The sequence below is a fragment of the Nocardioides sp. NPDC047086 genome, assembly GCF_040643685.1.
Lineage (GTDB): Bacteria > Actinomycetota > Actinomycetes > Propionibacteriales > Nocardioidaceae > Nocardioides.
In genome coordinates, this window is sequence record NZ_JBEYUV010000036.1 from 45,962 (window position 1) to 63,067 (window position 17,106).

The window sequence follows — 17,106 nt, forward strand, 5'->3', positions numbered from 1 at the left end:
ATGTGCCCATGCTCGAGGACATCCGAACGCTGTCGCTGATCACCGCGACCATGACCATGGGACTGATGGCCGGCTACTTCGGCCTCTATGCCCACACGATCATGCCTGGCCTGGGGTCGACCGACGACCGCACGTTCGTCGGCTCGTTCCAGGCGATCGACCGGGCGATCATCAACCCGTGGTTCATGGTGAGCGGGTTCCTCGGGGCGCTCGTGTTCACCATCCTCGCGGTCGCGCTGTCCCTGGGGTCGGACCAGCGACGCCTGCTGGTGTGGGTGGGGGTCGCGCTCGTCCTCTACCTGATCGCCTTCGTCCTCACGATCGCGATCCATCTCCCCCTCAACGACGCGCTCAAGGCCGCGGGATCACCGGATCTGATCTCCGACCTCGCCCAGGTGCGCGAGGCTTTCGACGAGGCGAAGTGGGTCCGCTGGAACGTCGTACGCACCATCGCCACGACCGCTGCCTTCGGCTGTCTCGCGTGGAGCCTCGTGCTCCAGGGCCGCCTGTCCGCCTGACCTACGCCGAGGTCAGAGGAGTGAGCCGATGAGGAGCGCGACCACGGCGAGCAGCGGGACGACTCCCTGCTTGAGCGCTGCGCTCCGCTTGTCGGGCGAGGAGACGAACAGCACCGTCGCGGCTGCTGCCATCGACCCGGTGCCCGCGAACACCAGCGCGACACCCGCGGCCTGCGAGTCCGCCGCGACCAAGACGATGCCGACCGCGGTGACGATCGCCAGGAACAGGTTGTAGAAGCCTTGGTTGTAGGCGAGCTCCCTGGTCGCCTCGGCCTCCTGGGCGCTCGTCCCGAAGACGGCGCGCGTCTTGGCACTCGTCCAGGTCACCGACTCCATCACGAAGATGTAGACGTGCACCAACGCAGCAAGCCCGGCGAGCACCAGCGCCACAACGATCATCATGCGCTGAGACTAACCGGCTCAGAAGCACTTGGCGCACTCCCTCCCCGAGACGTCTCCACGGTGGCAGGATCTTCGCCATGACCGCCGTACGACCTCATCGGCTGATGCGGATGAGCGGACGCTACCCCGATGAGGTCGGCCGCTCCGCCACTCCCCTGGAGCTGCTGTTCGACCTCGCCTTCGTCGTCGCGTTCGCGCAGGCCGGCGACGCGTTTGCTCATCTGGTCGCCGAGGAGCACCTGGCGTCCGCGATCGGTGGCTTCGTGTTCACCTCGGTCGCGATCTGCTGGGCATGGATCAACTTCGCCTGGTTCGCCTCCGGGTTCGACACCGACGACTGGGTGTTCCGCTCCCTCACCATCGTGCAGATGGGCGGTGCCATCGTCGTGGCACTGGGCGTCGCACCGCTGTTCGAGTCGCTCGAGCACGGCGGCGTCCTCGACAACAGCGTCCTGGTCGCGGGCTACGTCGTGATGCGGGTCGCCATGGTCGCTCAGTGGCTCCGAGCCGCGTCGCAGTCCCCCGTCTACCGTCGCACCGCACTCACCTACGCCGGGTCGATCCTGGTCGCTCAGATCGGCTGGGTGATCCTCGCGGTGACGCAGACGAGCTCGGTGGTCCTGGTGGTGCTCGCGGCGGTGGCATCGGCCGTCGAGAACGTCGGCTGGTCGCAGGAGTCGATCCTGCTCGTGGTCGCCGGGACCCTGTTGGCGTTCGGGATCTGGTGGGACTACTACATCGTTCCGTTCGCTCGTTTCATCGAGCGGCATCGGGACCGGGCCTGGATCTTCGGCTACGGGCACATCCTCATCTTCGCCTCGGTGGCGGCCTTCGGTGGCGGCATCCACGTGGCGGCGTACGTCGTCGAGGGCGAGGCGAGCATCGGCGTGCTCGGCGCGGTGCTCGCGGTCGCGATCCCGCTGGCGATCTTCACGATCGCCTACTTCGGCATCTACTCCTCGCTGATGCGGCGCGTGGACATGCTGCACGTCAACCTGGCCGTCGGCATGCTTGCGGTCCTGACGCTCGCGGTCGTCGCGGCGGCGACCGGTGTCTCCCTCGGCTGGTCGCTGCTGATCGCGGCCGCCGCGCCCTATGTGACGGTCGTCGTCTACGAGACCTGGGGCTATCGGCACGTGGCCGCGGACGTCGAGGCCATCTGAGCGGACCGGCGGATCAGAATCGCACCGGGAACAGCTCGGTGCGGGCCACGGCCGCGTCGCGTTCGGGGGCCAGCGACGTACGCCGGTCGTCGTTCAGATAGGCGTCGAGCGCAGTCTGGCCCGAGAACCGGAAGCGCTGGACCTCGTCGGGCTGGCCGGCGGTGTCGGCGAGCGCCCGCTGGACGACCTCTCCTCCGTGCTCCTCGATCAGCTGGAGCACACGGTCCTCGTAGGCGTGCAGAGCGTCGGCCTGTCCCTCGTGCGCCCACAGCAGGCAGCACAGCAGGATCGGATCTTCGGACGAACGTGACATACCCACTCCCGGTCGAGGACGAGCCATCGTACGGCCGGTCAACGCCTGGCGGCGGCGCAGGTGATGCAGGTGCGTGCCACGGGGCGCGCTTCGAGCCGCCCTTCGCTGATCGGCTGACCGCAGATCTCGCAGATCCCGTAGGTGCCCTCGGTCAGCCGATCCAGGGCAGCCTCGACCTCGTCGAGGTGCCGGCAGGCCTGGCGTACGAGTGCCTGGAGCTGGGAGCGTTCGAAGGCGATCGTGGCCCCCTCGGGATCGTGCTCGTCATCGGCGTTGGAGTCTCGCGAGGCCGAGACGACGGCATCGAAGTCGTCGGTGAGGTCCGCGAGCCGGGTGAGTGCCTGCCGGCGTTCGGTCTCCAGTAGTTCTCGGGTTCGCTCCTTCATTCGAAGACCGACCAGCAGATGTCGTTGCGGATCCGCTGGTCGTCGAGGACGAGCTCGCGGACGGGGTCCGTGAGCTGCTCGTGCTCCTTGGCCAGGATCATCGCGCTCCCCTCTTCGCCGGCCCGGTCTCGGGACGGTCCGGCCCAGGGCCGTCGGGATGGGTGAGATCGTAGGCGGCGGAGACCTTCTTCGGTACGCAGAGGCGCCAGGCGTCGACGACGAACTCGCACGCCTCGGCCGGGTCGAGCGCGGCCAGGGACGACTCCACCCAGTTGAACCGCAGCTCCGACTCGCGGGGCAGGTGGAATCTGTCGGGAGCGCTGGCGACCAGCGCAGCACGCTCCTCCTTCGGGAAGCCGAACCCCATCTCGGTCTCGTCCAGGGAGAAGGCGACATAGACGATCGAGCCGACCCGGAACTTCAGCCGGCTGCGTACGAAGACCTCGTAGGACCGCTCCAGGCTCGATCCGAGCCAGCGAACGTCCTCCACGGTGGCCATGTCAGGAGCGTAGGCGCAGACTCCCCGGACGGCATCCGAGTTTCGCGCCCACCGGCCTCGACGGCGCGACATCATGGCCCCATGGTGGCGAAGGTGGATCTGAAGAAGGAGCTCGACATCTTTCGGGCGCGCCAGGGGGAGTTCCGGGTTCTCGAGGTGCCGCCACTCCCCTACCTGATGGTCGACGGGCACGGGGATCCCAACACCGCCCAGGAGTACGCGGATGCGCTCGCCGCGCTCTACCCGGTGGCCTACAAGCTGAAGTTCGCCAGCAAGGACCAGGGCCGGGACTACGTGGTGCCGCCGCTGGAGGCGCTGTGGTGGGCCGAAGACATGGAGGCGTTCACCCGTGCGCGGGACAAGTCGCGCTGGGACTGGACCGCGATGATCATGACGCCCGACTGGATCACTGCACAGATGTTCGACGAGGCGGTCTCGAAGGTCGGCGAGAAGGACCGCCCGGCGAGCCTGGGCGAGGTGCGGCTGGAGAAGCTCGCGGAGGGCATGTGCGTGCAGACGCTGCACGTCGGGCCGTACGACGACGAGGGCCCGGTGCTCGAGGAGCTGCACGAGCGGTTCATCCCCGGGAGCGGGCTGCGGATGAGCGGGAAGCACCACGAGATCTACCTGGGTGACCCGCGGCGCGTGGTACCCGAGAAGCTCCGCACGATCCTGCGCCAGCCGGTCGTCTCCTAGGGCCGCGAATCTCGGTGTACAAGTGTGGACTGAAACTCTTGTCACCGTGACCGCGCTCACATTACTCTTCAGTAACTCGGGACGACGCGGTCCCGCTTACGTGAGGAGAGTCCCCCATGGCTCAGCACGCATCGAGCATCTTCGTGAAGCACCCCGTACGCACGTTGGCGACCGCGCTGGCCGTCGCCGCCGTCATGCCCGCAGTCCTGGCCGCGCCGGCCGAGGCCGCCGAGCAGAGCACCGCCGTCGTCTCGCGTGGCGTCGAGATCCCGGAGTTCTACAACCCGCCGGCCGAGCTTCCCGAGGCGGACGGTGCGCTCGTCCGCACCGAGCCACTCCCCCTCGGCGTCGGCCTCTCGATCCCCGGCGTCGGCTCGCTGCCCGGCACCGCCACCCGGGTGATGTACAAGACGACCGACAACAACGGCGCCCCGGCCGCGGTGACCGGCGCCTACATCGAGCCGTTCGCGGCCTGGAGGGGTGCGGGAGACCGCCCGCTCGTGGTCGTCGCGCCCGGCACCATGGGACAGGGCGACCAGTGCTCGGCCTCGCTCGGTCTGGAGCGCCCGATCCTCTTCAACGGCAGGACCGTCTCGGTGGGCTATGAGGACATCGGGATCTACCGTCTCCTGGCGCGCGGGGTCGCGGTGATGGTCACCGACTACGTCGGCCTCGGCACCACCGACCGGCTCCACACCTACGTCGACCGCGTCGACGGGGGCCACGCCGTCCTCGACGCCGCGCGGGCAGCGCGCGAGGTCCCGGATGCATCGGTGACCGCCGGGTCGCGGGTCGCCCTCTACGGCTACAGCCAGGGCGGCGGCGCGACCGGGTCAGCCTCCGAGCTCGCCGCGACGTACGCTCCCGAGATCGACCTCGTCGGAGCCTATGTCGGCGCACCGCCGGCCGACCTGCGGGCGACGGCGCAGGGCATCGACGGTTCGGCCCTGGTGGCGGCGCTGGGCTGGACCATCAACGGCCTGGCGCAGTCCGACCCGGAGCTGCAGCCGATCCTCGACGAGAACCTGAACGCCAAGGGGAAGGCGGCGCTCGAGGACCTGTCGACCGCGTGCGTCGGCGACGGCATCATCAGCTATCCATTCCAGCGCAGCAACAGCTGGACCACGACCGGCGAGAGCCTCGACGACATCATCGAGCGCGAGCCCACGGTGCAGGCGATCATGACCGAGCAGAAGCTCGGCAACCTGGCTCCTCGGATCCCCGTGAGGCTGGCGACCGGCACCGAGGACGACATCGTCCCGCACGCGCAGGCCCGCCAGCTGGCGGTGGACTGGTGTGGTCAGGGGGTCGAGGTGACCTACCAGGCCGTCATCTTGCCGAACCTCGGCGACGGGCTGATCACCAACCACATCACGCCGCTCCTGGTCGACCAGACCGCCGCGATCAACTGGATCACCGACCGGGTCAAGGGCGTCGCGACGGGATCGAACTGCGCGACGATGCCTCGTCAGCCCTGAGACGCTCGTAGCCGCACGGACAGGCAGGTGACGCAGCCCTCGAGCTTCTCGAACTCGGAGATGTCGACCGGCACGACCGTGTAGCCACGCTCCTCGAAGATCGCTCTGCTCAGCGGAGCCGAGGTAGCCATGAGCAGCGTGCGGTCGTCGAGCACGACCACGTGGGAGCCCGATTCCTCCGGGACCGGCAAGAACCGGGCTCCCCAGACGCTCGGGTCGTCGACCAGCGGCTCGTGGCCGATGACGGTGCCGTCGGGGAGCGCGGTGACCGCCGACTTGAGGTGGAGCACCTTCGAGACGGGGACGGCGCGGACGTCGGCGCCGAGCGGTGCGAGCAGCGCCCGGAGCTGGGCGATCCCCTCGGCGTTCGTACGCCCGCCCTCCCCCACCCACACGGTCTCACCGAGCTTGAGCACGTCGCCTCCGTCGAGGGTTCCGGGCGCCTCGATGTGGGCGATCCGGTAGCCCCGCGCACGGACGGCGTCCTCGGCCGCGACGGTCTCCGGACGCCGTTCCAGCGCACCCGGGCGACTGATCACGGCCAGGTCCGCGAAGACCACCATCGTGTCCTCGACGAAGACCGAGTCCGGGCAGTCGTCGGCGGGATCGACCTCGTGCGTCGTCCAGCCCGCCGAGCGCATCGCTGCGAGGTACGCCTCCCACTGCTCGTGGGCGAGGCCGACGTCGACCGGGCTCCGCTCGATGTGGGTGACGAGCCCGTCGGCGAGGCGGGGCGAGGGGCGGCGTACGAGAGCGTGCATGGGTGCAGTATCCCTACCCGATCCAGAACCTGAGCTCGTTGCCCAGTTGCTCGTCGGCCGCGCCGCCGTTCTTCTCGATCACCCGCCGCGACGCGTCGTTGTCCGGGGCACAGGTGAGCAGGGCGCGGGAGACGCCGTGCTCACGGGCCTTCTCGAGGCCTCGTTCGAGCATGCGGGTCGCGTGACCCTGGCGCCGCCACGGCGCGACGACGTGGTAGCCGATGTGACCACCGTCGACGGCGAGCTCGGGCGTCAGTGCGTGGCGCACGACGAGGGTGCCGAGGTAGTGCTCCCCGGAGACGTACCAGTAGACCGTCGACATCACCTCCCAGCGCTCCTTGTCGTGGTCCCTCGCGGCGACGAACGCGTCGAAGTCCTCGCTGGCCGGGCCGAGCCAGTCGGTGTCGGTGCCGCGGAGGAGGCAGTCGGCCTGCTCGCCGGTGAGATAGGAGGTGCGTACGGCCGTCGTCGGACGGACCAGGCGAGGTGGTTCGCTCAGGGTGATCATCGCCGGTCAGGCAATCACATGGCATGCCTGCAACGCACCAGGTTTACCCAGCAGCGACGGCTAGATTGAGGCCATGAGCGAGAACGACGGACGCGAGATGTTCGAGCCGGAGTCGTGGGAGGAGCGCTACGCCGGTGAGGAGAAGGTCTGGAGCGGCAACCCGAACCCTCAGCTCGTCGCCGACGTCTCGGCACTGACGCCGGGCACGGCGCTCGATGTCGGCTGCGGTGAGGGTGGAGACGTCATCTGGCTCGCCCAGCAGGGCTGGACGGTGACCGGGGCCGACTTCTCGGCCAACGGGCTGGCCCGGGCACGGCGGCATGCCGAAGAGGCCGGGGTGGCGGATCGTACGTCCTGGTGGCAGGTCGACGCCCGCACCTTCGACGCCGAGGGCCGAGAGTTCGACCTGGTGACGTGCCACTTCCTGCACACGCCCGACGGGAGCATGGTCGAGGTCGCCGGGCGCCTGGCCACCGCGGTCGCGCCCAGAGGCCATCTGCTCGTCGTCGGCCACGCGCCCTCGGAGGTCTTCGAGCACCACAACCACCACGACGCGATGTTTCTCGCCGCCGACCTGCTCCCCGGGCTGCCCGACGGCTTCGAGCCCGTCGTTGTCGAGCAGCGACCCCGCTCGGTCGTCCGTGACGGCGTCCAGGTCGACATCGACGACTCGACCCTGCTCGCCCGGCGCGTCGGTTAGTCCAGGCACCACTCGTTTCCCTCGGGGTCCTGCATGACGATGAAGCCGTTGCTCATCGGCGGCTCGGGCTCGAAGCGGCGGACGCGGGTCGCCCCGAGGGCGACGACCCGCTCGCACTCCGCCTCGAGCGCAGCCATCCGCTCCTCGCCCAGCAGCCCGGGCGCGGCGCGGACGTCGAGGTGGACGCGGTTCTTGGCGGTCTTCGACTCCGGCACGCGCTGGAAGAAGACGCGCGGGCCGGCGCCCGCGGGATCCTCGATCGCCGAGGCGTTGTTGCGCTCGTCTTCCGGCACCCCGACACGGGCGAGGAACTCGTCCCAGGCGTCCAGCGGGTCGCTGCCCTCGGGGACCTCGACTCCCGGCGGACCGGGGTGGACGTAGCCGAGCACGTCACGCCAGAACGTGGAGAGCGCGCGGGGGTCGTGGGCGTCGAAGGTGACCTGGAAGGTGCGAGTCTCTGCTGCCATGGCTCCACCATGGCATCGAATCAGGACGGTCGGCGTCCGCTATCGGCGATGGGTGGGAACGTGCAGCCCGAGGCCGCGGCGCTCCTCCATCCGCCGGGCGATCATCGGGACCACGATCGCGGCGGCGACGACGTGGGTCAGGCACAGGACGCCGACGAAGGCCAGGTCGAACTCGAAGAACGGCAGCACGTCGGGGACCAGCGAGAGCCCGGTGAGCACGATCATGGTGATCTGGAAGGTCGAGCGGGGCATCGCGGCGACCCGGATCATCACCTCGGCGATGATGATCCCGATCAGCGAGCAGTAGACGGTGAGCAGCGGGAACGCCAGGAGCGGTACGTCGCCCACGCTGCTCCCGAAGTCGACCCCGGCCGCCTTGGCGACCACGGCGATCAGCGTCGTGACGACCGCAGCGCCGGCGGCGGCCACCAGCCCGCGCGGCCATACCGGCGCCGGGCGCTCCCGCACCGGAGTCAACTCCACCGCCGGCTGGGCCGGACGGGTCCAAGCGGTGTGCTCGGACTCCCCGGGCGTACGCCTGTGCTCGGGAAGGTAGAGGGTCATCTCAGGTGCTCCTTGATTGATGCTGCAACCAATTCACACTAAGAGAGACCCGCTACCGCGACCGCATCCAGACGCCCGCGAACAGGCGTGATTCGCGCCACCCGAGGCCAGGCTCAGGCCCCGACGTACGCCGCCAGGTGCTCGCCGGTGAGCGTCGACCTCTTCGCGACGAGCTCGGCGGGCGTGCCCTCGAAGACGACCAGACCGCCGTCGTGACCGGCCCCCGGGCCGAGGTCGATGATCCAGTCGGCGTGAGCCATGACCGCCTGGTGGTGCTCGATCACGATCACCGACTTGCCGGCGTCGACCAGCTTGTCGAGCAGCGCCAGCAGATTGTCGACGTCGGCGAGATGGAGGCCGGTGGTCGGCTCGTCGAGGACGTACGTCCCGCCCTTCTCCCCCAGGTGCATGGCCAGCTTGATCCGCTGCCGCTCGCCGCCGGAGAGGGTGTTGAGGGGCTGGCCGAGCTTGAGGTAGCCGAGGCCGACGTCGGCCATCCGCTCGAGGATCTTGGCGGCCGCGGGCACCTTCGACTCGCCCTCGGAGAAGAAGGAGTGGGCCTTGGCGACCGAGAGGTCGAGGACCTCGGCGATGTTGAGCCCGCCGAGGCGGTATTCGAGCACCAGCGCCTGGAACCGCTTGCCGCCGCAGTCCTCACAGGGCGAGGCGACGGTCTCCATGAACCCGAGCTCGGTGTAGATCATCCCGTTGCCCTTGCAGGTCGGGCACGCCCCTTCGGAGTTGGCCGAGAAGAGCGCCGGCTTGACCCCGTTGGCCTTGGCGAAGGCCTTGCGGATGGGCTCGAGCAGGCCGGTGTAGGTCGCCGGGTTGCTGCGCCGCGATCCCTTGATCGCGCTCTGGTCGACGAACTCCACGTCCTCGCTGACCGGGATGGAGCCGTGGATCAGGGAGGACTTCCCGGACCCGGCCACACCGGTGACGACCGTCAGCACGCCGAGCGGGATGTCGACATCGACGTTGCGGAGGTTGTGGGAGGTCGCTCCTCGGATCTCCAGCTGCCCCTTCGGCACCCGGACCGTCTCCTTCAGCGACGCGCGGTGGCCGAGGTGGCGCCCGGTCAGCGTGTCGGCCTCGGCGAGCCCGGCGTAGGTTCCCTCGAAGCAGATCGTGCCGCCGTCGCTGCCGGCCCCGGGGCCGAGGTCGACGACGTGGTCGGCGATCGCGATGGTCTCCGGCTTGTGCTCGACGACCAGGACGGTGTTGCCCTTGTCGCGCAGGTCGAGGAGCAGCTTGTTCATCCGCTGGATGTCGTGCGGGTGCAGCCCGACGGTCGGTTCGTCGAAGACGTAGGTGACGTCGGTCAGCGCGGAGCCGAGGTGACGGACCATCTTCGTACGCTGCGCCTCGCCGCCGCTCAGCGTGCCTGAGGGCCGGTCGAGGGAGAGGTAGCCGAGACCGATCTCGACGAACGAGTCGAACAGGTGCAGCAGCCCGGCGACCAGCGGCGCCACGCCCGGCTCGTCGATGGTCCGCAGCCAGTCGGCGGCGTCGGTGACCTGCATCGCGCACACGTCCGCGATCGACTTGCCGCGGATCTTCGAGGAGAGCGCCGACTCGTTGAGGCGGGTCCCTCCGCAGGCCGGGCAGGGCTTGAAGACCGCCGCCGCTTCCACGAACTTCTTGATGTGGGGCTGCAGCGCCTCGACGTCCTTGCTGAACATCGACTTGCGGATCTTCGGGATCAGGCCTTCATAGGTCGCGTTGATGCCCTCGAGCTTGATCTTGCGCGGCTCGGCGTAGAGCAGGTCGTGGCGCTGCTCCTCGGTGAGGTCCTTGATCGGGACGTCCGGCGGAACGACGACCTTGAAGGCGGCCACCATCCAGCCGTCGGCGGTGTATCCGGGCACCAGGATCGCCCCGTCGACCAGCGACTTCGACTCGTCGATGATGACCGCGAGGTCGAGATCGGAGACCGTCCCGCGCCCCTCGCACTCGGCACACATGCCGCCGAGGTAGACCGCGTCCTTGACGATCGTCTTCTCACCCTTGGGCCCGGTCATCACCCCGCTTGCGCGGGTGGTGGGGATGTTGAAGGAGAACGCGGTCGGACCGCCGATGAACGGGTCCCCCAGCCGGCTGAACAGCGAGCGCAGCATCGCGTAGGCGTCGGTGACCGTGCCGAGCGTCGAGCGCGGGTTGGCGCCGAGCCGCTCCTGGTCGACCAGGATGGCGGTGGTCAGCCCCTCCATCGCATCGACCTCGGGCCGCGGCAGGCTGGGCATGAACCCCTGGATGAACGTCGAGTACGTCTCGTCGATCAGCCGCCGCGACTCCGCCGCGATCGTGCCGAAGACCAGCGATGACTTCCCCGAACCCGACACCCCGGTGAACACCGAGAGCCGGCGCTTGGGGATCTCGACCGAGACGTCCTTGAGGTTGTTCTGCCGGGCCCCCTGGACTCGGATCAGGTCGTGAGTGTCTGCGCTGTTGGGCTCGTTCGAGCCGGCGTCCGTCATGCCGATCAGGCTAGTCGGAGGCGTGAATCCAGGCCTGCACATTTCCGGCTCACTTGACCTGCTGCAGCCGGATGGTGTTGCCGGCCGGGTCGCGGAAGGAGCAGTCCCGCATGCCCCAGTCCTGATCGGTCGGCTCCGACATGATCTCGCCGCCGCTGGCCTCGATGCCGGCCTGGATCCTCTCGAACGCGGCGTCGACATCGGGCGAGGAGAGCATCAGGCTGGCGAAGGTGCCCTTGGCCATCATCTCCTGGATGACGCGGCCCTCCTCCTCGCTGATGTTCGGGTCGGCGAGGGGCGGGTAGAGCACGACGCTCACGCCGGGCTGCGCCGGCGGCCCGATCGTGAGCCAGCGCATCGCCTCGTACCCGACGTCCTTCCTCACCTCGAAACCCAGCAGGTCGCGGTAGAACCTCAGCGAGGCCTCGGGGTCGGTGTGCGGTAGGTAGCTGTGGCAGATGTTGATGTCCATGGACCTCACGTTATGTAGGGATCCGGCACCCTGGCTTCTCGATTTCTGACCGGTCTGATCACTTGCTTGGACACGCACGGTGGAATCCCCGCTCCACCGGCCGAGGCCTTCTCGCGGTAGACGCTCGGTGACATCCCGACGAGCTCGCTGAACCGGGTCGAGAACGTCCCCAGCGACCCGAAGCCGACCGCGAAGCAGATGTCGGTGACGCTGAGGTCGCCGCGCCGCAGCAGGGTCATGGCCCGCTCCACCCGGCGGGTCATCAGATAGGAGTAGGGCGGCTCGCCGTAGGCCTTGCGGAACTCCCTGCTCAGATGGCCGGCCGACATGTGTACGCCACTGGCCAATGCCTCCACGTCGAGCGGTTGCGCGTACTCCCTGTCGATCCGGTCCTTGACCTTCCGCAGCAGCTTGAGGTCGCGCAGTCGTTGCGCCTGGTCCGTCGTCACTCGCCGATCCTCCCATTTGATGAATCTGCCGCGTGTCGAAGAAAAGATGTCGAATTCGCACGCGCACACTCGTGGAGTAGGTGAAGGCACACAACGCGGATAGGAGAAAGTCATGTGGGACACGGCTCAGCACCCAGAGAACGGCAACGTACACAGCTTCCCGATGTCGCACTTCCTGCCGTGCCCGCGATGCGGTCACGAGGTGCACACCTACCTGGCCTGCAGCGACACCTGCTCGTGCGCACCGGTTGTGATGCCGGGCAGCATCCCGCTCGCCGCCTGATCCAGGTTCGGCTAGATCTTCAGTCCCGACTCGATCGCGAAGACGACGAGCTGGGCGCGGTCACGGGCATGCAGCTTCACCATCGCCCGCGAGACGTGGGTGCGGACCGTGTCCGGGCTGACCACGAGCTCGGCGGCGATCTCGGCGTTGGAACGGCCGGTGGCCACCCAGGCGACCATCTCCCGCTCACGCTCGGTCAGGTCTCCCAGACGTGGATGCGGGTTCGCCGCCCGCCGGGATGACCCGAACTCCTCGATCACGCGCTTCGTCACCGTCGGTGCGAGCAGCGAACCACCGTCGGCGACCACCCGGATCGCGTCCAGCAGCGCGACCGGCTCGGCATCCTTGAGCAGGAAGCCGCTTGCTCCCAGCCGCAGCGCCTCGAAGACGTACTCGTCGAGCTCGAAGGTCGTCAGCATCACCACCCGTACGTCCTTGAGCGAGGGGTCGCGGGTGACCTGCTCCAGCATGCCGAGGCCGTCGAGGACCGGCATCCGGATGTCGCACAGGACCACATCGGGGTGGGCGCGGCGCAGCATCGGCAGCGCCGCGCTGCCGTCGGAGGCCTCACCGACGACCTCCAGATCGGGTTCGGCACCGATCATCGTCGCCAGGCCCATCCGGACCAGGGGCTGGTCATCGACCAGAGCGACGCTGACCTGCTTGCGCTCGCTCATGCCAGCCCCTCCGCGCCACCCGCCGAGGACCCTGAAAGCGGGATGGAAGCCCGCAGCCGGAAGCCCCGTACCTCCGGCCCCGCCTCTAGGGTGCCTCCAAGCGCCTCGACGCGCGACCGCATTCCCACAATTCCCATCCCGGGACGCCTTTCCCCGCTCACCATGTCCGATCCCCGCCCGTCATCACGCACCGTCACGACCAGCTCGGACCCCGATATGGAGACGAGCGACACCTCGGCCCGCGACGCTCCCGCATGCCGCAGCACATTGGTGAGCCCCTCCTGGACCACGGCGTACGCCGCCCGCTCAGCCTCCGCCGGCACGGAGCCCGCCTCGAGCCGGAGCGAGACCTCGAGCCCGCCCGTGCGCACCCGGTCGACCAGCGCGGGCACGTCGGCGAACCCGTGCTCGGGTGCCCGCGGCGCGGGCCCGGCGCCGGTCTCGGTCTCGGTCAGCCGGGCCAGCTGCCGGCGCAGCAGGTCGAGCGACTCCTTGCTCTCGGCACGGATCGCCTCCAGGTTGCGGCGGGCCGCCTCCGGATCGCGGTCGAGCACGTGCAGCGCGGCACCCGCCTGCATCGCGATCACCGCGAGCCCGTGTCCGACGCCGTCGTGCAGGTCGGTGGCCATCCTGACTCGTTCGTCGCTGACCGCACGGCGCTGGCGCTGTGCCCGGGCCTCGTTGCGGGAGCGCAGCGCGGTGGCGATCGCACCGCAGGCGGCGATGAGCGCCACCTGGCCGAAGGCCTGCCACAGCGAGAGGTCACCCTCCGGGCCGCCGCCGGGTCCCCAGGGGCCGCGGCCCCCGTCGAACCTCGGACTCTCCGCGGGGTTCAGCACGATCCCAGCGGCCACGAGGGCCGCACCCACGGCAGCCCAGCCGACCCACCGGCGCGGGGGCAGCGACCACGCCACCGCGAAGGTGGCCGCAGGCAGCGCCAGGAAGACCGGCCCGGCGGCGTAGCCCAGGGTGAAGTAGACGCCGACACAGAGCCCGCTGACCGCGAGCACCCACCCGGGCGGCTCCCGCAGCAGCACCGGAAGGACGGCGACGACGGAGAGCAGCGCGGCCAGCGCAACCGGCCCCCGGGTGTCGGCCTGGGCGTTGCTGCCCAGCGAGCCGACCAGCTCCACCACGACGACCAGCCACGGCAGCCAATGGCGACGGATCCGGGACATGGACATGACCCTAGTTCGCGCGGGCGCCCGAGACGTACGACACAAGCGGCCGCCCGCCTACGCAGATCTGCGTAACCCGGAGCCTCCACGGCGCCGATGCCGACCAGGGGCCGGCCGGGAGAGCGTGAGAGGCATGAATGAACTCGTGGTTGAGACCGACGGGCTGACCAAGCGGTACGGCGACAGGCTCGCCGTCGACCGGGTCAGCATGACCGTCGTGCGTGGCGAGGTGTACGGCTTCCTCGGCCCCAACGGGGCCGGCAAGACCACCACCTTGCGGATGATGCTCGGCCTGATCCGGCCCACCGCCGGATCGGCCAGCGTCCTGGGTCGCCCCGCCGGGCGACCCGAGGTCACTGCCCGGATCGGGGCCCTGATCGAGGGCCCCGGTTTCTACCCCTACCTCAGCGGCCGCGACAACCTGCGCACGATGGCGCGCTATCAGGGCCTGCCGGGCACCGAGGTCGACCGGGTGCTCGAGATGGTCGATCTCGCCGACCGGGCGAAGGACGCCTTCAAGGGTTACTCCCTCGGGATGAAGCAGCGCCTCGGCGTCGCCGCCGCGATGCTCGGCTCCCCCGACCTGCTCGTCCTCGACGAGCCCACCAACGGCCTCGACCCGGCCGGCATGGCCGACATGCGAGCCTTGGTCGTCTCCCTCGCCGAGGCCGGCCAGACGGTCATCCTCTCGAGCCACATCCTGGCCGAGGTGCAGGAGATCTGCGACCGCGTCGGAGTCATCAACGAGGGCCGGCTGCTGCGCGAGTCCACCGTCGCCGAGCTGCGCGGCGACGCCACTCTCCGGGTCCGGGCCACCCCCGAGGGCGCTGCCCTGGCAGCTCTGATGCGGATGGCCGGGGACGAGGGCGTACGCCGTATCGGCAACGGGACGCTCGAGGTCGACCTGCCCGCCACGGCGGCCCCCGACGTCGTACGCCATCTGGTCGCCCACTCCATCGATGTCCACGGGGTCACCGTCGCGGAGCGCTCCCTGGAGGACGTCTTCTTCGAGATGACCAGCAACAAGGAGCTCGTGTCATGACTGCTCTCATCAACAGCACACGCGCCGAGATACTGCGCCTGCGCAAGTGGTCGGCGATCTGGGTGATCGTCGGCGCCTGGCTGGCGCTCTCGCTCTCCTTCGGGTACGTCTTCAACTACGTCGCCTACAAGACCGGCGACGACAACTTCGCCGGTGACGGTGCCAGCAACGCCCAGCTGCTGGCGGAGCTGATGCCGAGCGCTGTCCCCGACGTCATCGTCAGCGGCCTGCCGATGTTCGGCGGCGCCCTGGCGATGGTGGTCGGCGCGCTGGTGGCCGGCAACGGGTTCGGCTGGGGCACCTGGAAGACCGTCTTCACCCAGGGGCCGAGCCGGCTCGCTGCCGTCGGCGGCTCGCTCGCTGCGGTGACCGCCTTCATCTTCGCGATGATGACCGCCACCCTGGCTCTGTGCGTCGGCGTCTCGATGGCGATCGCGGCCACCGAGGGGCAGGCGATCGACATGCCCGCGCTGAGCGACCTGGCTCAGTCCTTCGGTGCCGGGTTCCTGGTGCTGGAGATGTGGGCGCTGCTCGGATTCCTGGTCGGCGTACTGGCCAAGGGACCGGCGCTCGCCGTCGGCCTGGGCCTGGTCTGGTCGCTGGTGGTCGAGAACCTGCTCCGCGGTGTCGGCAGCCTCCTCTCGGGCGTCGAGACCGTCACCGAGGCCCTTCCGGGCACCGCCGGCGGCTCGCTCGTCGGCGCGATCATCGGCGGTCCCAACGGGACACCGGGAGTCCTCGACACGATCTCCGGCGAGCGGGCGCTGATCACCGTGACGGCGTACGTCCTGGTCGCAGCGGTCGCCGCGGTGGTCGTGATGAGGCGCCGCGACCTCGCCTGACCTCGGGAAACATGGCTATAGCACACGCCGGGACGGGTCCGTGACACGTCTCGGCGTGTGACCGACAATGCGAGTGTGATCCTCGTTAAGTCTACTGTTTTGGTGGACAACAACCAGGCTGTCCGTTCTCACCGTCGAGACTCTCCCGTCTAGAAGAGGTTCCCACCCGTGTCCTCCAACACGCCCGAGCCCACCCCGCTCATCGAGGCTCCCAAGTCCAAGCTCCCGCTGATCATCGGGATCGTCGTCGCCGTCGCCGTCGTGATCGGCGGCCTCGCCTTCTTCCTCACCCGCGACGACGACTCCGGCAGCGACCTGACCAAGGTCACCATCGGTGTCGTCGGTGCCGACGACCCCTATTGGAAGACCTATCAGGACGCCGCTCGCGAGGAGGGCATCGACCTCGAGGTCAAGAACTTCGGTGACTACAACCAGCCCAACCCGGCGCTGTCCGAGGGCGAGCTGGACCTCAACCAGTTCCAGCACATCATCTTCCTGGCCGACTACAACGTCCAGAACGACGACGACCTGGTCGCGCTCGGCTCGACCGCGACCTACCCGCTGGGGCTCTACTCCTCGAAGTACAAGAGCCTCGACGAGATCAAGGCCGGCGAGACCGTGATCGTCCCCGACGACGAGACCAACCAGGCCCGCGGCCTGGTGCTGCTCCAGTCCAAGGGCCTGATCGAGCTCACCGACGGCGGCACCCCGTTCAGCACCATCAAGGAGGTCGACCCCTCCTCCAAGGTGAAGATCAAGGCCGTCCAGGCCGCGATCACCCCCTCCTCGCTCCCCGACGTCGCCGCCGCGATCATCAACAACGACTTCGTCGAGGACGCGGGCCTGAAGTTCTCCGACGCCCTGGCCACCGACGACCCGTCCGACCCCAAGGCGCTCCCCTACGTCAACATCTTCGCCGCTCGCGCCGACGATGCCGACAACCCGACGTACAAGAAGCTCGTCAAGATCTTCCAGGACACCAAGGCGGTCCAGGACGGCGTCTACGAGACCTCCGGCGACACCGCCGAGCTCGTCAAGATCCCGGTCGAGGATCTGCAGAAGTCGCTCGAGGACACCGAGAAGCAGGTCGAGGAGCGTCAGTGACGCACTCGGCCACCGTTGCGGAGCCGCTCGTGCGGCGCCGACCGCCGACTCCCGGATCAGCGGAGGCGCCCAGATCAGCGGTGACTTCACCCAGGAGAGCGCCGCCGCGCTGGCCAACAACCTCAAG

22 protein-coding genes are annotated in these 17,106 nt (G+C 69.0%); 9 read left to right on the forward strand and 13 right to left on the reverse strand.

What is annotated here, in order from left to right; all coding sequences use genetic code 11:
* Window positions 1-8: 8 nt before the first annotated feature.
* A complete protein-coding gene (locus ABZ796_RS22230) occupies window positions 9-518 on the forward strand; it encodes a DUF1772 domain-containing protein (protein ID WP_357339855.1) in 510 nt (169 codons plus the stop codon).
* A 12-nt stretch (window positions 519-530) separates the two neighbouring features.
* Here ABZ796_RS22230 and ABZ796_RS22235 read toward each other — a convergent pair whose 3' ends face one another.
* Window positions 531-920, reverse strand: a complete 390-nt coding sequence (locus ABZ796_RS22235; protein ID WP_357339856.1) for a DUF1304 domain-containing protein — start codon at window positions 918-920, stop codon at window positions 531-533.
* Between the two features lie 77 nt (window positions 921-997).
* Between ABZ796_RS22235 and ABZ796_RS22240 the strand changes: the two genes are divergently transcribed.
* Entirely contained in the window at window positions 998-2,083 is a 1,086-nt protein-coding gene (locus ABZ796_RS22240; RefSeq protein WP_357339857.1) for a low temperature requirement protein A, read from the forward strand.
* 13 nt (window positions 2,084-2,096) lie between these two features.
* Here ABZ796_RS22240 and ABZ796_RS22245 read toward each other — a convergent pair whose 3' ends face one another.
* The 3 genes from ABZ796_RS22245 to ABZ796_RS22255 all read right to left on the reverse strand — a co-directional run bounded on the left by ABZ796_RS22245 (window position 2,097) and on the right by ABZ796_RS22255 (window position 3,281).
* Window positions 2,097-2,396: a hypothetical protein gene (locus ABZ796_RS22245; RefSeq protein ID WP_357339858.1), complete on the reverse strand. Its 300-nt coding sequence runs from the start codon at window positions 2,394-2,396 to the stop codon at window positions 2,097-2,099.
* Between the two features lie 38 nt (window positions 2,397-2,434).
* Window positions 2,435-2,782, reverse strand: coding sequence for a TraR/DksA C4-type zinc finger protein (locus ABZ796_RS22250; protein ID WP_357339859.1), 348 nt, complete (start codon window positions 2,780-2,782; stop codon window positions 2,435-2,437).
* Window positions 2,783-2,879: 97 nt separating this feature from the next.
* Window positions 2,880-3,281 (reverse strand): hypothetical protein, encoded by a 402-nt coding sequence (locus tag ABZ796_RS22255; RefSeq protein WP_357339860.1) that lies wholly within the window; start codon window positions 3,279-3,281, stop codon window positions 2,880-2,882.
* Between the two features lie 81 nt (window positions 3,282-3,362).
* Here ABZ796_RS22255 and ABZ796_RS22260 point away from each other — a divergent pair, with 81 nt between their 5' ends.
* Window positions 3,363-3,977 (forward strand): GyrI-like domain-containing protein, encoded by a 615-nt coding sequence (locus tag ABZ796_RS22260; RefSeq protein ID WP_357339861.1) that lies wholly within the window; start codon window positions 3,363-3,365, stop codon window positions 3,975-3,977.
* 116 nt (window positions 3,978-4,093) lie between these two features.
* A complete protein-coding gene (locus ABZ796_RS22265; protein WP_357339862.1) occupies window positions 4,094-5,455 on the forward strand; it encodes a lipase family protein in 1,362 nt (453 codons plus the stop codon).
* Here ABZ796_RS22265 and ddaH read toward each other — a convergent pair.
* Both ddaH and ABZ796_RS22275 read right to left on the reverse strand, forming a co-directional pair.
* Window positions 5,446-6,216, reverse strand: coding sequence for a dimethylargininase (gene ddaH / locus ABZ796_RS22270; RefSeq protein WP_357339863.1), 771 nt, complete (start codon window positions 6,214-6,216; stop codon window positions 5,446-5,448). The two genes, ABZ796_RS22265 and ddaH, sit on opposite strands and share 10 nt — an antisense overlap.
* A gap of 13 nt (window positions 6,217-6,229) precedes the next feature.
* Window positions 6,230-6,724, reverse strand: a complete 495-nt coding sequence (locus ABZ796_RS22275; RefSeq protein WP_357339864.1) for a GNAT family N-acetyltransferase — start codon at window positions 6,722-6,724, stop codon at window positions 6,230-6,232.
* A gap of 73 nt (window positions 6,725-6,797) precedes the next feature.
* Between ABZ796_RS22275 and ABZ796_RS22280 the strand changes: the two genes are divergently transcribed.
* A complete protein-coding gene (locus tag ABZ796_RS22280) occupies window positions 6,798-7,424 on the forward strand; it encodes a class I SAM-dependent methyltransferase (protein WP_357339865.1) in 627 nt (208 codons plus the stop codon).
* On the opposite strand, the gene ABZ796_RS22285 is transcribed toward ABZ796_RS22280, so the two are convergent.
* The 5 genes from ABZ796_RS22285 to ABZ796_RS22305 form a co-directional block, all read right to left on the reverse strand.
* Entirely contained in the window at window positions 7,421-7,891 is a 471-nt protein-coding gene (locus tag ABZ796_RS22285; protein ID WP_357339866.1) for a VOC family protein, read from the reverse strand. The genes ABZ796_RS22280 and ABZ796_RS22285 overlap by 4 nt on opposite strands.
* Window positions 7,892-7,930: 39 nt before the next feature.
* Complete coding sequence (locus ABZ796_RS22290; protein ID WP_357339867.1) at window positions 7,931-8,455, reverse strand: DUF6069 family protein; 525 nt, start codon at window positions 8,453-8,455, stop codon at window positions 7,931-7,933.
* Window positions 8,456-8,568: 113 nt separating this feature from the next.
* Window positions 8,569-10,932 (reverse strand): excinuclease ABC subunit UvrA, encoded by a 2,364-nt coding sequence (locus ABZ796_RS22295; protein ID WP_357339868.1) that lies wholly within the window; start codon window positions 10,930-10,932, stop codon window positions 8,569-8,571.
* Window positions 10,933-10,981: 49 nt separating this feature from the next.
* Window positions 10,982-11,404, reverse strand: a complete 423-nt coding sequence (locus tag ABZ796_RS22300; RefSeq protein ID WP_357339869.1) for a VOC family protein — start codon at window positions 11,402-11,404, stop codon at window positions 10,982-10,984.
* A gap of 5 nt (window positions 11,405-11,409) precedes the next feature.
* Window positions 11,410-11,853, reverse strand: coding sequence for a helix-turn-helix transcriptional regulator (locus tag ABZ796_RS22305; RefSeq protein ID WP_357339870.1), 444 nt, complete (start codon window positions 11,851-11,853; stop codon window positions 11,410-11,412).
* Window positions 11,854-11,965: 112 nt separating this feature from the next.
* Here ABZ796_RS22305 and ABZ796_RS22310 point away from each other — a divergent pair, with 112 nt between their 5' ends.
* Window positions 11,966-12,136 (forward strand): hypothetical protein, encoded by a 171-nt coding sequence (locus ABZ796_RS22310; RefSeq protein WP_357339871.1) that lies wholly within the window; start codon window positions 11,966-11,968, stop codon window positions 12,134-12,136.
* Between the two features lie 11 nt (window positions 12,137-12,147).
* On the opposite strand, the gene ABZ796_RS22315 is transcribed toward ABZ796_RS22310, so the two are convergent.
* Together ABZ796_RS22315 and ABZ796_RS22320 are read right to left on the reverse strand one after the other, a co-directional pair.
* Complete coding sequence (locus ABZ796_RS22315) at window positions 12,148-12,813, reverse strand: response regulator transcription factor (protein WP_357339873.1); 666 nt, start codon at window positions 12,811-12,813, stop codon at window positions 12,148-12,150.
* Window positions 12,810-13,991 carry a sensor histidine kinase gene (locus ABZ796_RS22320; protein WP_357339874.1) on the reverse strand — a complete coding sequence of 394 codons (1,182 nt, stop codon included), beginning with the start codon at window positions 13,989-13,991 and terminating at the stop codon, window positions 12,810-12,812. Before ABZ796_RS22320 ends, ABZ796_RS22315 begins: the two co-directional genes overlap by 4 nt.
* A 133-nt stretch (window positions 13,992-14,124) precedes the next feature.
* On the opposite strand from ABZ796_RS22320, the gene ABZ796_RS22325 reads away from it, so the two are divergent.
* The 3 genes from ABZ796_RS22325 (at window position 14,125) to ABZ796_RS22335 (ending at window position 16,979) form a co-directional block, all read left to right on the forward strand.
* Window positions 14,125-15,033: an ABC transporter ATP-binding protein gene (locus tag ABZ796_RS22325; protein WP_357339876.1), complete on the forward strand. Its 909-nt coding sequence runs from the start codon at window positions 14,125-14,127 to the stop codon at window positions 15,031-15,033.
* Window positions 15,030-15,875, forward strand: a complete 846-nt coding sequence (locus ABZ796_RS22330) for an ABC transporter permease (RefSeq protein ID WP_357339878.1) — start codon at window positions 15,030-15,032, stop codon at window positions 15,873-15,875. Before ABZ796_RS22325 ends, ABZ796_RS22330 begins: the two co-directional genes overlap by 4 nt.
* 168 nt (window positions 15,876-16,043) lie before the next feature.
* Window positions 16,044-16,979: a MetQ/NlpA family ABC transporter substrate-binding protein gene (locus tag ABZ796_RS22335; protein WP_357339880.1), complete on the forward strand. Its 936-nt coding sequence runs from the start codon at window positions 16,044-16,046 to the stop codon at window positions 16,977-16,979.
* The last annotated feature ends 127 nt before the right edge of the window (window positions 16,980-17,106 follow it).